Annotated in this window: 11 protein-coding genes; 5 read left to right on the forward strand and 6 right to left on the reverse strand. The window is 52.4% G+C overall.

All coding sequences use genetic code 11. The features are described 5' to 3' along the window. Positions 1-4: 4 nt before the first annotated feature. From ACWKX3_RS10725 to ACWKX3_RS10750, 6 genes are all read right to left on the reverse strand, one after another. Entirely contained in the window at positions 5-331 is a 327-nt protein-coding gene (locus ACWKX3_RS10725) for a cytochrome o ubiquinol oxidase subunit IV (protein WP_006176899.1), read from the reverse strand. Next, positions 331-945 (reverse strand): cytochrome o ubiquinol oxidase subunit III, encoded by a 615-nt coding sequence (locus ACWKX3_RS10730; RefSeq protein WP_006176900.1) that lies wholly within the window; start codon positions 943-945, stop codon positions 331-333. Before ACWKX3_RS10730 ends, ACWKX3_RS10725 begins: the two co-directional genes overlap by 1 nt. Next, on the reverse strand, positions 935-2,926 hold the full coding sequence (gene cyoB, locus ACWKX3_RS10735) for a cytochrome o ubiquinol oxidase subunit I (RefSeq protein ID WP_006176901.1): 1,992 nt from the start codon (positions 2,924-2,926) through the stop codon (positions 935-937). The genes ACWKX3_RS10730 and cyoB overlap by 11 nt, the downstream gene beginning before the upstream one ends. A gap of 16 nt (positions 2,927-2,942) precedes the next feature. Continuing rightward, positions 2,943-3,890 (reverse strand): cytochrome o ubiquinol oxidase subunit II, encoded by a 948-nt coding sequence (gene cyoA / locus ACWKX3_RS10740; protein ID WP_006176902.1) that lies wholly within the window; start codon positions 3,888-3,890, stop codon positions 2,943-2,945. Positions 3,891-4,369: 479 nt separating this feature from the next. Beyond that, positions 4,370-5,845, reverse strand: coding sequence for a muropeptide MFS transporter AmpG (gene ampG / locus ACWKX3_RS10745; protein ID WP_137849203.1), 1,476 nt, complete (start codon positions 5,843-5,845; stop codon positions 4,370-4,372). 46 nt (positions 5,846-5,891) lie between these two features. Then, the gene (locus ACWKX3_RS10750; protein ID WP_042320819.1) at positions 5,892-6,470 is read right to left on the reverse strand and encodes a lipoprotein; all 579 of its coding nucleotides are present in this window, start codon (positions 6,468-6,470) and stop codon (positions 5,892-5,894) included. 305 nt (positions 6,471-6,775) lie between these two features. Here ACWKX3_RS10750 and bolA point away from each other — a divergent pair, with 305 nt between their 5' ends. From bolA to lon, 5 genes are all read left to right on the forward strand, one after another. Further along, complete coding sequence (gene bolA, locus ACWKX3_RS10755; RefSeq protein ID WP_006176905.1) at positions 6,776-7,093, forward strand: transcriptional regulator BolA; 318 nt, start codon at positions 6,776-6,778, stop codon at positions 7,091-7,093. Positions 7,094-7,425: 332 nt separating this feature from the next. Next, a complete protein-coding gene (tig, locus tag ACWKX3_RS10760; protein WP_006176906.1) occupies positions 7,426-8,724 on the forward strand; it encodes a trigger factor in 1,299 nt (432 codons plus the stop codon). Between the two features lie 259 nt (positions 8,725-8,983). After that, a complete protein-coding gene (gene clpP, locus ACWKX3_RS10765) occupies positions 8,984-9,607 on the forward strand; it encodes an ATP-dependent Clp endopeptidase proteolytic subunit ClpP (RefSeq protein ID WP_014069126.1) in 624 nt (207 codons plus the stop codon). A 126-nt stretch (positions 9,608-9,733) separates the two neighbouring features. After that, a complete protein-coding gene (gene clpX / locus ACWKX3_RS10770) occupies positions 9,734-11,008 on the forward strand; it encodes an ATP-dependent protease ATP-binding subunit ClpX (RefSeq protein ID WP_006176908.1) in 1,275 nt (424 codons plus the stop codon). A 184-nt stretch (positions 11,009-11,192) separates the two neighbouring features. Beyond that, complete coding sequence (lon, locus tag ACWKX3_RS10775) at positions 11,193-13,547, forward strand: endopeptidase La (protein WP_006176909.1); 2,355 nt, start codon at positions 11,193-11,195, stop codon at positions 13,545-13,547. The last annotated feature ends 41 nt before the right edge of the window (positions 13,548-13,588 follow it).

Below are 13,588 nucleotides of genomic sequence, written 5' to 3' on the forward strand. Positions count from 1 at the left end.
GCTCTTAGTGAACCATCATGTTGTAGTTGAGGTTCCACATAATCCAGATGGAACCGACTACCAGGATAGCGATGATAATCACGGTAAAGATAAAGGCGGTCATATTCCAGCCTTCATCGGACTTGGTGTTCATGTGCAGGAAGCAAACCAGATGCACCAGAATCTGAATCACCGCGGTCACCAGGATTGCACCCAGAATAACCGGCTTAGACGCAGAACCGCTCATCACCATCCAGAACGGGATCACCGTGAGGATGATCGACAGGATGAAACCTGTCATGTAGGTTTTTACGCTACCGTGGGAAGCGCCATGATCGTTTGAATGACTCATTACATCGCCCCCATCAGATACACTACAGAGAACACACAGATCCACACCACGTCCAGGAAGTGCCAGAACAGACTCAGGCACATGATACGCGTGCGGTTTGTGCTGGTCAGGCCGCGACGGGATACCTGGAACATCAGTACAGCCATCCAGATAAGACCCGAGGTGACGTGCAGACCGTGGGTACCCACCAGCGCGAAGAACGCTGACAGGAAGCCGCTACGATCCGGACCGAAACCTTCCATGATCAGGTGATGGAATTCATAGATTTCCATCCCGATGAACCCAGCACCAAACAACCAGGTCAACGCCAGCCAGGAGACAACCTGGCTCTTGTTGTTTTTGTACATGGCGATCGCCGCCATGCCGTAGGTGATGGAGCTGAATAACAGCAGTGCGGTTTCTACCAGCACGAACGGCAGTTCAAAAATATCCTTGCCGGTCGGGCCACCCGCTGTGCCGTTCACCAGAACGGCATAGGTCGCGAACAGACAGCAGAACAGAATGCAGTCGCTCATCAGGTAGATCCAGAAACCGAAGACTTTCATCGGTCCTGTATCGTGGTGCGCATGTTCATGCGCGTGGGCAGTTGAGTGCGCCAGAGTATCAGTTGCCATGTTTCAGCCCCGCTTTAGAAATCTCGTCGAAATGCTGTTTTTCCAGCGTTTCAACTTCACGGACTGGTACGTAGTAGTCCACGTCCTCGTCAAAGCTCTTCACAATCCAGCTGATGACGATGCCAGCAAAGCCAACAATCGCAAGCCACCAGATGTGCCAGATCATTGCGAAACCAAATACCGTTGCGAAGGCGGCAATCACAATGCCCGCACCGCTGTTTTTCGGCATGTGGATCTCTTCGTAATGAGCAGGTTGCTTGTACGCTTCACCTTTTTCTTTCATTTCCCAGAATGCGTCGCGCTCGTGGATCTGCGGCACAATGGCGAAGTTATAGAAAGGAGGTGGGGAAGAGGTTGCCCACTCCAGCGTACGGCCACCCCATGGGTCACCGGTCAGGTCACGGTTCTGCTCGCGGTCGCGAATAGAGACGTAGAACTGAATCAGTTGAGACGCAATACCACAGGCAATCAGCACCGCACCGCCTGCTGCAATCATCAGCATTGGGTGGAACTGCGGATCGATCTGCTGGCTCAGGCGACGGGTCATACCCATGAAGCCCAGCACGTACAGCGGCATAAAGGCAACGAAGAAGCCGATGATCCAGAACCAGAACGCGCGTTTACCCCATTTTTCGTTCAGGGTGAAACCGAACGCTTTTGGCCACCAGTAGGTTACGCCAGCGAAGCAGCCGAAGACCACGCCACCGATGATAACGTTATGGAAGTGCGCAATCAGGAACAGGCTGTTGTGCAGTACAAAGTCCGCACCTGGTACCGCCAGCAGTACACCGGTCATACCCCCTACAGAGAAGGTGACGATGAAGCCGATGGTCCACAGCATCGCTGAGTGGAATACGATACGACCCTGGTACATGGTGAACAGCCAGTTGAAGATCTTAACCCCGGTAGGGATTGCGATAATCATCGTGGTGATACCGAAGAAGGCGTTTACGTTCGCGCCCGCACCCATGGTGAAGAAGTGGTGCAGCCAAACGATGAACGACAGTACGGTAATACACACGGTTGCCCACACCAGCGAGGTGTAGCCAAACAGGCGTTTACGCGAGAAGGTTGCTGCGATTTCGGAGAAGACACCGAACACTGGCAGAACCAGAATGTACACTTCCGGGTGACCCCATGCCCAAATCAGGTTGATGTACATCATCATGTTGCCACCCATGTCATTCGTGAAGAAATGGGTGCCCAGATAGCGATCCAGGGTCAGCAGCGCGATGGTGACGGTCAGAATTGGGAACGACGCAATAATCAGGATGTTGGCGCACAGAGATGCCCAGGTAAATACCGGCATCTTGAACATGGTCATGCCAGGGGCACGCATCTTGATAATGGTCACGAAGAAGTTGATACCGGTCAGGGTTGTACCAACACCGGAGAGCTGAAGCGCCCAAATCCAGTAGTCGACACCTACGCCAGGACTGTACTCAATTCCCGAAAGCGGCGGGTAGGCCAGCCAGCCGGTCTGTGCGAATTCGCCCACACCCAGTGACAGGTTTACCAGAATAACGCCGACAACCGTGAACCAGAAGCTCAGGTTGTTCAGGAACGGGAACGCTACGTCGCGCGCGCCGATTTGCAGCGGAACGACCACGTTCATCAGACCGATAACCAGCGGCATCGCTACGAAGAAGATCATGATAACGCCGTGGGCGGTAAAGATCTGGTCGTAGTGGTGCGGCGGCAGGAAGCCAGCTTCACCCGCAGAAGCAAGTGCCTGCTGGCTACGCATCATGATCGCATCCGCAAAGCCACGAATTAACATGACGATACCGACGATGCAGTACATGATACCGAGTTTTTTGTGGTCAACCGAAGTCAGCCACTCTTTCCACAGGTAGCTCCACTTACCGAAGTAAGTGATCAGGCCAACTAAGGCCGCACCACCGATGATAATGGCAGCCACCGTAACCATGATAATGGGTTCATGGTAGGGCACTGCATCCAGTGTCAATTTTCCGAACATTTTCTTCCTCGGCCCCTTAGTGAGCGGTTTCCGCGTGGCTCATGTCCATGCCTTCCATCCCCTGGTGTGCGTTATGCTCACCTTCAGGTTGGGTCACGTCCATGCTCTTACCGTGGTCCATAAATTTGCCAATAACGTCTTTGAACAAATCAGGCTTCACGTTAGAGAAGTACTCCACCTTGTTGTATTCGCTTGGAATAGCCACTTTTTCGAACGCCGCCATGTCAGACATGGTGTTTGGTGACTGCTTCGCTTTTTCAACCCACTGGTCGAACGCGGCGCGGTCTGGCGTAGCGATAGCTTTAAACTTCATACCCGAGAAGCCCGGGCCACTATAGCTGGCGGAGATACCGTCGTAGGTGCCTGCTTCATTAGCGATCAGGTGCAGGTTGGTCTGCATACCGGCCATCGCGTAGATCTGGCTACCCAGACGCGGGATGAAGAAGGAGTTCATTACGGAGTTGGAGGTCACTTTGAACTGAACCGGAGTGTTCGCCGGGAAGGCGATTTCATTCACGGTAGCAATGCCTTGTTCCGGATAGATGAAGAACCATTTCCAGTCCATGGAGACCACTTCAATGGTAATAGGTTTCTCATCGTGAACAAGCGGTTTGCTTGGCTCAAGCGCGTGAGTGGTTTTCCAGGTCAGTACGGCAAGGAACAGGATGATCAGAATAGGCACCGTCCAGACCACAGCTTCCACTTTATTGGAGTGTGACCAGTTAGGGCTATACTTCGCATCTTTATTGCTCGCACGGTACTTCCAGGCGAAACCAACAGCCATCAAGATGGCCGGGATAACCACAATCATCATCAGGCCAAATGCCGTCAGAATCAGTGAACGTTGTTCCAGTCCAATCTGTCCTTTGGGGTCTAGTAGTGCAGAATCGCAGCCGCTGAGTAATACAGTGCCTGCAAATAATGACAACCATCCCAAACTTTTATTGTATTTCCTGAGTCTCATTTAACGACCTCAATTCCACGGGAGTCTGGTGGCGTTTAAAGTGTGGGGGCATTTTACGGGAAGGTTACATTACTGTAAACATCATTAGGGCTGTGTCAGGAAGGTGTTACCGGGTTCTGCCGTGCATGTCACAAGTGTTGCAGATTGTGTAGATTTTAAAGACAGAAGCCGCGTGCCACGGGCTTTATTACGAAAGGATCCCCAAGCATAGCTCAAAAGGGGCAATTGGTATAACCATTGTCAAAAATACACAAAAAATTAACAATTAATTATCAATATAAAGACAATTAAAAAACGAAAAATCAATCTTTCAAATGCTGAATCGGTTAACGGAAAATAGCGTTTCGGATTCGGCTCCAATAATTTCCGAAAACTATCCCGCACAAAACAACAAATATTTTTTTTAGCCGCCGTCGGTTATTTCGCCGTTATAATTTCGCCTCGTGATTACAACGGGAAATAACCTTTCGCTTTTTTCTTCAGGTCATCTGCGTTTTACGCAATGCCAGGAAATCAAGCATGCCGCCGAGAAGGATCCCGGCAACGGCCAGCAGCGCACCCACGTCCAACAGAAGGGTATCAAAGGGAAGTGACAACGCGGTTGTGGCGTTGATAATCAGTACTGCAAGCCACAGCACCAGCGCAAGGCAGCCCACCATTAACAGACGCAATGCAAAACGGTAGACGCGATGGTATTCGGTGCGCGGCATAAAGTGGTCTGTCCGCTGGGTATATTCCAGCGTCCGGCGACACACCAGCAGCAGTAGTATTCCGGGTACGGCAGCAATCACGGAGAAGAGATAAAACGTCGGCCAGCCGTGCGCTTCAACAAACCAGCCCGCAATGGGCCCGACATAAACGCGGCCCACGGCGGAGAGCGCCGAGAGCAGGGCGAACTGCGTGGCGGAAAACGACTTGTTGCACAGGGTCATGAGCAGAGCGACAAAGGCCGCGGTTCCCATTCCGCCGCAGAGGTTTTCAAAGAACACCGCGGTCGCCATGCTGATCATATGTTTGTCAGTGATGGAAAGCAGCCAGTAACCCGCGTTCGATGCCCCTTGCAGGATGCCGAAGATCAGCAGGGCGCGGAACAGGCTCAGGCGCTGCATCAGGACGCCGCCATACAGCGCGCCGAGGATGGTCGCAAACAGCCCCAGCGTTTTATTCACCACGCCAACTTCACCGGCATCAAAGCCAACGCCGCGGATCAGGAAGGTGGTCGTCAGGCTCATAGCGAACGCATCGCCCAGCTTATAAAGGACAATCAGCAGAAGGATGAGCCAGGCATTGTTACGGCCAAAGAAATCACGCAGCGGTTCGGCAACGGCCTGTTCCAGCGAGCGTGGAACCGGGATCACATCGCTCGGTTCGGGCGCAAGCAGGGTCGCGATAATGCAGGGGATCAGCAGGGCGGCCATCAGCCAGTACATGCCCTGCCAGCCAAGGTAGCGGTCGGCCAGCCAGAGCGCCAGCCCACCGGACACGAGCATCCCCAGCCGATAACCCAACACGCTGATGGCGGCTCCCGCCCCACGTTCTTCGGCAGGTAAGACGTCCGTTTTCCAGGCATCAAAAACGATATCCTGCGACGCGGAGCAGAAGGCGATAACCACCGCCAGCGCGGCCATCCAGCGCAGCTGCGTTGTCGGCTCCAGGAAGCCCATACCGGCGATGGCCAGTAGCAGCAGAATCTGAGTGATGACCAACCAGCCGCGACGACGCCCCAGGAACGGCGGTGTATAGCGGTCCATGACCGGCGACCACAGGAATTTAAACACGTAGGCCTGGCCCACGAGCGAGAAGAAACCAATGGTTTTAAGATCGATGTTCTCAACGGTCATCCAGGCTTGCAGCGTGCCTGACGTGAGCGCGAGCGGTAAACCGGAGGCGAAACCGAGGATCAGCAAGATAGCTGATTTAGGCTGCTGGAAAATGCGTAAGTAGTGACTCGACATGTTCTTCTAAGTCTGACCCGGCTAACCGCCGGGTCAGTGGGCAGGATTAACGTGCGTTCTGCTTGATAAACTCGTGGATGCTGGTGTCCTGAGCCATATCGGCAATGGTGTCAGTCAGCACGCTGTTAACCGCGTCAGCAATGTTTTTGTTGGAGGCCTGGAAAGCGCCTTCAACGGAGTAGCTGGCACGGTAGTTTTTGTTCAGCTTGTTGCCATTCTTCGCCGTTGCGATGATCGCGATGTCAGCTTTGGTGGCAATGTTGTAGCGCACGTTCCCCTGGGAAACGTCAGCGTACAGGTTGTTCACGATGATCTGCAGATCCACCGCGCCGCTTGGGCCAACCATGTAACCGCGTGCGGTCATCTGCTTCTCAAGCACTTCCTGCAGCAGGAAGCGCAGGTCGCGGGAGGCGGTCAGCGTAACCTGCTGGTTATCACGGGTCACTTTCGCCAGGGCTTGATCCTGACGCTGGTCGGCACCGTTAATGCTGATCGTCACGCCCATCAGGCTCGGGTCTTGCTGAGGAAGGGTAATTTTTGGCGTCACATCAATGGTCGTTGGCGGGGTTGCGCAGCCTGCCAGCATGAAAAGTGCTACCAACGGAAAGAAGATTTTTTTTAACATTTTGAGGTTCTCAACGAATCGTAAGCATTTAGAGAGAAAATTTGTCGCCATCATAACATTGCCAACGGCGAGGGGAAGTGGTCAACGCATGTAAATTCATCGCCTTGTCCGAAAACTAACCGGCCCACCGCTTTTCTCCGCCCGTTATGGGCAAATCGCATGAGTCTCATCGTTAACTTCATTCGTTTGACTGAGAAAATCGGATGAAAGCTAAATATTTGTTGTCAAGGTGTAATGGAAACGGTAAAAGCGGCTAATATTTAAAGGGATGGGTGACATCTTAGCGTTGTCGGAGGAGTAATTTCATGATGATACGTGAACAGATAGAAGAAAAACTAAGGGCAGCGTTTAACCCTGTGTTCCTCGAAGTCGTCGACGAAAGCTATCGTCATAACGTACCGGCAGGTTCTGAAAGCCACTTCAAAGTGGTGTTGGTGAGCGATCGTTTCACGGGAGAGCGCTTCCTGAATCGTCATCGCTTAATCTACAGTACCCTGACGGATGAACTCTCCACAACCGTACATGCGCTGGCATTGCACACCTATACCATTAAGGAATGGGAAGGCCTGCAGGATACGGTCTTTGCCTCACCTCCCTGTCGCGGTGCGGGCAGCATAGCCTAATAAATCGGATTTGCAACCGCTGGAGTTTTTCCAGTATGTTGCTTAAAGATTTCGTCAAAACGGCCTTCGGGCCGTTTTGTTTTGTCTGAGTTTTGAGCGCATGGCGCATTTTTAAGGCTAAAAATAGCCTTAAAGTGTGAAAAAAGCCGCAGCAACATGCCCCAACCGTTCTCGACTCACCTAAGTGATGCCGCTATAATGCCGCGTCTTATTGAATGTCTTCGGGATGATTCTGGCGACAGGGAATGTAAATCTGCACATTGAGAGAGCATCCCGGTAAAACAGACAGATTCAGAGTTGACCGAGCACTGTGATTTTTTTGAGGTAACAAGATGCAAGTTTCAGTTGAAACCACTCAAGGCCTTGGCCGCCGTGTAACGATTACTATCGCTGCTGACAGCATCGAAACTGCTGTGAAAAGCGAGCTGGTCAACGTAGCAAAAAAAGTACGTATTGACGGCTTCCGTAAGGGCAAAGTACCAATGAATGTTGTTGCTCAGCGTTATGGCGCTTCCGTGCGTCAGGATGTGCTGGGTGAACTGATGAGCCGCAACTTTATTGATGCCATCATCAAAGAAAAAATTAATCCAGCCGGTGCGCCAAACTACGTGCCAGGCGAATACAAAATGGGCGAAGACTTCACCTACTCCGTAGAGTTCGAAGTGTACCCGGAAGTTGAGCTGAAAGGTCTGGAATCCATCGAAGTTGAAAAACCGATCGTTTCCGTGACTGACGAAGACGTTGACGGCATGCTGGATACCCTGCGCAAGCAGCAGGCGAACTGGAAAGACAAAGAAGGCGCAGTTGACGCTGAAGACCGCGTAACCATCGACTTCACCGGTTCCGTAGATGGCGAAGAGTTTGAAGGCGGCAAAGCCTCTGACTTCGTACTGGCAATGGGCCAGGGTCGTATGATCCCAGGCTTCGAAGACGGTATCAAAGGCCACAAAGCGGGCGAAGAGTTCACCATCGACGTGACCTTCCCGGAAGAATACCACGCTGAAAACCTGAAAGGGAAAGCAGCGAAGTTCGTGATCAACCTGAAGAAAGTTGAAGAGCGCGAGCTGCCAGAACTGACCGAAGAATTCATCAAACGTTTCGGCGTGGAAGATGGTTCTATCGCGGGTCTGCGTGCCGAAGTGCGTAAAAACATGGAACGCGAGCTGAACGGTGCTGTACGTAACCGTGTGAAATCTCAGGCTATCGAAGGCCTGGTGAAAGCGAACGAAATCGACGTTCCTGCTGCCCTGATCGACGGCGAAATCGACGTTCTGCGCCGTCAGGCTGCACAGCGCTTCGGTGGCAACCAGCAGCAAGCGATGGAACTGCCTCGCGAACTGTTCGAAGAGCAAGCGAAACGCCGCGTTGTTGTTGGCCTGCTGCTGGGCGAAGTGATTCGTACCCACGAGCTGAAAGCTGACGAAGAGCGTGTGAAAGGCCTGATCGAAGAGATGGCTTCCGCGTACGAAGATCCATCAGAAGTTGTTGAGTTCTACGGTAAGAACAAAGAGCTGATGGACAACATGCGCAACGTCGCACTGGAAGAGCAGGCTGTTGAAGCGGTACTGGCGAAAGCGAAAGTAACCGAAAAAGAGACCTCTTTCACCGAACTGATGAACCAGCAGGCGTAATTTCGCCTCAACGTTTAAAGTTTGAACAAAAAACCCGTTGCCTCACGGCGGCGGGTTTTTTTTATCGCAGCGATAGGCCAGGAAGAGTGCGAAAACGCCCTTTCAGTGATAGCGTATCAACAAAAGGTTGTTATGCTTGAAATAGAGCACTGCGAACCCCATAAGTATGTAATCACGATCAATGAGACTGGCTGATAATCCGTCCATGAGGTTACAATCAGTACAGCAGGTGTTTTCAATTTAGATCCAGGAGACGGACATGTCATACAGTGGCGAACGAGATAACTTTGCACCCCATATGGCTCTGGTGCCAATGGTTATTGAACAGACCTCACGTGGTGAGCGTTCTTTTGATATCTATTCCCGTCTGCTCAAGGAACGCGTTATCTTTCTGACCGGCCAGGTCGAAGACCATATGGCTAACCTGATCGTGGCGCAGATGCTGTTTCTGGAAGCGGAAAACCCGGAAAAAGACATCTACCTGTACATTAACTCGCCTGGCGGGGTTATTACGGCGGGGATGTCCATTTATGACACCATGCAATTTATCAAGCCGGATGTAAGCACCATTTGTATGGGTCAGGCAGCATCCATGGGGGCATTCCTGCTCACCGCGGGTGCCAAAGGTAAGCGTTTCTGCCTGCCAAATTCCCGCGTGATGATCCACCAGCCGCTGGGCGGCTACCAGGGTCAGGCAACGGATATTGAAATCCACGCCCGCGAAATTCTGAAAGTAAAAGCGCGCATGAATGAACTTATGGCGCAGCATACGGGTCAATCTCTTGAGCAGATCGAGCGCGATACCGAGCGCGATCGCTTCCTCTCTGCACCAGAGGCAGTTGAGTACGGCTTAGTCGACTCCGTTTTGACCCATCGTAATTGATGCCTGCGACGCGAGTGTGCCGCTATACTAAGGTAGGGCGGCACGCTGCTGTAAACAGCTTGCGTCTGAGAATGGCATTTGCGTCGTCATGTGCGGCACAAAGAACTTAAAAAGAGGTTTGGACTCATGACAGATAAACGCAAAGATGGTTCGGGCAAACTGCTGTACTGCTCTTTTTGCGGCAAAAGCCAGCATGAAGTGCGTAAACTGATTGCCGGGCCGTCCGTGTATATCTGCGACGAATGTGTCGACTTATGTAACGACATCATTCGCGAAGAGATTAAAGAAGTAGCACCTCACCGTGAACGCAGCGCACTGCCAACACCGCATGAGATTCGTCATCATCTTGACGACTATGTCATCGGTCAGGAGCAGGCTAAGAAAGTGCTGGCCGTTGCGGTGTACAACCACTATAAACGTCTGCGTAACGGCGACACCAGTAATGGTGTTGAACTGGGTAAAAGTAACATTTTGCTGATCGGGCCGACGGGTTCCGGTAAAACGCTGCTGGCTGAAACGCTGGCACGCCTGCTGGATGTTCCTTTCACCATGGCCGATGCTACCACGCTGACCGAAGCCGGTTACGTGGGTGAAGACGTTGAAAATATCATTCAGAAACTGCTGCAGAAGTGCGATTACGACGTGCAGAAAGCACAGCGCGGGATTGTCTACATCGATGAGATCGACAAGATCTCCCGTAAGTCAGATAACCCGTCTATCACCCGTGACGTATCGGGTGAAGGCGTACAGCAGGCTCTGCTGAAGCTGATCGAAGGCACCGTTGCCGCGGTTCCACCGCAGGGTGGACGTAAACATCCGCAGCAGGAGTTCCTGCAGGTTGATACCTCCAAGATCCTGTTCATCTGTGGTGGTGCGTTCGCCGGTCTGGATAAAGTGATCTCTCACCGTGTTGAAACCGGCTCCGGCATTGGTTTTGGCGCGACGGTGAAATCCACGTCCGAAAAACCGAACGAAGGCGAGCTGCTCTCACAGGTTGAACCAGAAGATTTGATCAAATTTGGTCTGATCCCTGAGTTTATTGGTCGTCTGCCGGTTGTCGCCACGCTGAACGAGCTGAGCGAAGACGCGCTGATCCAGATCCTGAAAGAGCCGAAAAACGCCCTGACCAAGCAGTATCAGGCGCTGTTTAATCTGGAAGGCGTTGAGCTGGAGTTCCGTGACGAAGCGCTGGACGCGATTGCGAAGAAAGCCATGATCCGTAAAACCGGTGCCCGTGGTCTTCGCTCTATCGTCGAAGCGGCGCTGCTCGATACCATGTACGATTTACCGTCCATGGAAGATGTCGAGAAAGTGGTGATTGATGAGTCAGTTATCGGCGGTCAAAGCAAACCGTTACTGATTTACGGTAAGCCGGAAGCGCAGCAGGCATCTGGCGAATAATTCGCCAATTCATACAAGCAGTTAATCAAAAAGGGGGGATTTTATCTCCCCTTTATTTTTTCCTTATTCATGGCGTTGAATGTATGGAATACATCCCCATATACTGGATTACATGTTAATGGTTGTGTGAAGCACAGTTACATGACCAGTTTACCTGGCGGACACTAAACTAAGAGAGAGCTCTATGAATCCTGAGCGTTCTGAACGCATTGAAATCCCCGTATTGCCGTTGCGCGATGTGGTGGTTTATCCGCACATGGTCATACCCTTATTTGTAGGGCGGGAAAAATCTATCCGTTGCCTCGAAGCCGCCATGGATCATGATAAAAAAATCATGTTGGTTGCCCAGAAAGAAGCATCAACGGATGAGCCGGGTGTAAACGATCTTTTCACCGTCGGGACCGTGGCCTCTATTTTGCAGATGCTGAAGCTGCCTGACGGCACCGTTAAGGTGCTGGTAGAAGGGCTGCAGCGTGCGCGTATTACCACTCTGTCTGACAATGGCGAGCATTTCTCTGCGAAGGCAGAGTACCTTGATTCGCCACAGCTTGATGAGCGCGAGCAGGAAGTGCTGGTGCGCACCGCGATTAGCCAGTTTGAAGGCTATATCAAGCTGAACAAGAAAATCCCACCAGAAGTGCTGACGTCGCTGAACAGCATTGACGATCCTGCACGTCTGGCTGACACCATCGCAGCGCATATGCCGCTGAAGCTGACGGACAAACAGTCCGTGCTGGAGATGTCCGACGTTAATGAACGTCTGGAATATCTGATGGCGATGATGGAGTCTGAAATCGATCTGCTGCAGGTTGAGAAGCGCATTCGCAACCGCGTGAAAAAGCAGATGGAGAAATCTCAGCGTGAGTACTATCTGAATGAGCAAATGAAAGCCATTCAGAAAGAACTGGGCGAGATGGACGACGCGCCGGACGAAAACGAAGCGCTGAAGCGTAAAATCGACGCGGCGAAGATGCCGAAAGAGGCGAAAGAGAAAGCCGAAGCAGAACTGCAGAAGCTGAAAATGATGTCTCCAATGTCGGCTGAAGCGACCGTTGTGCGTGGCTACATTGAGTGGATGGTACAGGTTCCGTGGAACGCCCGCAGCAAGGTCAAAAAAGACCTGCGTCAGGCGCAGGAAATCCTTGATACCGACCACTACGGCCTGGAACGCGTGAAAGACCGCATTCTTGAGTACCTCGCGGTACAGAGCCGTGTTAACAAAATCAAAGGGCCAATCCTGTGTCTGGTTGGGCCGCCAGGGGTAGGTAAAACCTCTCTGGGCCAGTCCATCGCGAAAGCGACCGGACGTAAGTACATCCGCATGGCGTTGGGCGGCGTACGTGATGAAGCGGAAATCCGCGGTCACCGTCGGACCTATATCGGCTCCATGCCGGGTAAACTGATCCAGAAGATGGCGAAAGTGGGGGTTAAAAACCCGCTGTTCCTGCTCGATGAGATCGACAAAATGTCCTCGGACATGCGTGGCGATCCGGCGTCTGCACTGCTTGAAGTGCTTGATCCAGAACAGAACGTGGCGTTCAGCGATCACTATCTGGAAGTGGACTACGACCTGAGCGATGTGATGTTCGTGGCGACCTCCAACTCCATGAATATTCCGGCTCCGCTGCTGGATCGTATGGAAGTGATCCGTCTGTCCGGTTATACCGAAGACGAAAAGCTGAACATCGCTAAGCAGCACCTGCTGCCGAAGCAGATTGAGCGTAACGCCCTGAAAGCCAACGAGCTGACCGTTGATGACAGCGCGATTATTGGCATCATTCGTTACTACACCCGTGAAGCGGGCGTGCGTAGCCTTGAGCGTGAAATCTCTAAGCTGTGCCGTAAAGCGGTGAAACAGCTGCTGCTGGATAAGAGCCTGAAACACATTGAGATTAACGGCGACAACCTGCATGCGTACCTTGGCGTTCAGCGCTTCGACTACGGTCGTGCCGACAACGAGAACCGCGTGGGCCAGGTCACTGGTCTGGCATGGACGGAAGTGGGCGGCGATCTGCTGACCATCGAAACCGCCTGTGTACCGGGCAAAGGCAAGCTGACCTACACCGGCTCGCTGGGTGAAGTGATGCAGGAATCCATTCAGGCAGCGCTGACCGTGGTGCGTGCGCGTGCGGAGAAACTGGGTATCAACCCTGATTTCTACGAAAAACGCGACATCCACGTTCACGTTCCGGAAGGGGCAACGCCGAAAGACGGCCCAAGCGCCGGTATCGCGATGTGTACCGCGCTGGTCTCTTGCCTGACGGGTAACCCGGTGCGTGCCGATGTGGCGATGACCGGTGAAATCACCCTGCGCGGCCAGGTTCTGCCAATCGGTGGATTGAAAGAAAAACTGCTGGCGGCGCACCGTGGTGGGATCAAAACCGTATTAATTCCGGACGAAAATAAACGTGACCTGGAAGAGATTCCGGACAACGTTATTGCCGATCTGCAGATCCATCCGGTGAAACGCATTGAGGAAGTTCTGACTCTCGCACTGCAGAATGAACCCTCCGGAATGCAGGTTGTAACCGCAAAATAGTGACCTCGCGCAAAGAGCGTCAATAAAAACAAGGCTGGTAA

This window comes from Enterobacter sp. UPMP2052 (assembly GCF_053709675.1).

Bases quoted from the DNA above. Each gene is read 5' to 3' on its own strand.
- ampG (WP_137849203.1), bottom strand. From the start codon at position 5,845: ATGTCGAGTCACTACTTACGCATTTTCCAGCAGCCTAAATCAGCTATC.
- lon (WP_006176909.1), top strand. From the start codon at position 11,193: ATGAATCCTGAGCGTTCTGAACGCATTGAAATCCCCGTATTGCCGTTG.
- bolA (WP_006176905.1), top strand. From the start codon at position 6,776: ATGATGATACGTGAACAGATAGAAGAAAAACTAAGGGCAGCGTTTAAC.
- ACWKX3_RS10725 (WP_006176899.1), bottom strand. From the start codon at position 331: ATGAGTCATTCAAACGATCATGGCGCTTCCCACGGTAGCGTAAAAACC.
- clpP (WP_014069126.1), top strand. From the start codon at position 8,984: ATGTCATACAGTGGCGAACGAGATAACTTTGCACCCCATATGGCTCTG.
- clpX (WP_006176908.1), top strand. From the start codon at position 9,734: ATGACAGATAAACGCAAAGATGGTTCGGGCAAACTGCTGTACTGCTCT.
- tig (WP_006176906.1), top strand. From the start codon at position 7,426: ATGCAAGTTTCAGTTGAAACCACTCAAGGCCTTGGCCGCCGTGTAACG.
- cyoA (WP_006176902.1), bottom strand. From the start codon at position 3,890: ATGAGACTCAGGAAATACAATAAAAGTTTGGGATGGTTGTCATTATTT.
- cyoB (WP_006176901.1), bottom strand. From the start codon at position 2,926: ATGTTCGGAAAATTGACACTGGATGCAGTGCCCTACCATGAACCCATT.
- ACWKX3_RS10730 (WP_006176900.1), bottom strand. From the start codon at position 945: ATGGCAACTGATACTCTGGCGCACTCAACTGCCCACGCGCATGAACAT.
- ACWKX3_RS10750 (WP_042320819.1), bottom strand. From the start codon at position 6,470: ATGTTAAAAAAAATCTTCTTTCCGTTGGTAGCACTTTTCATGCTGGCA.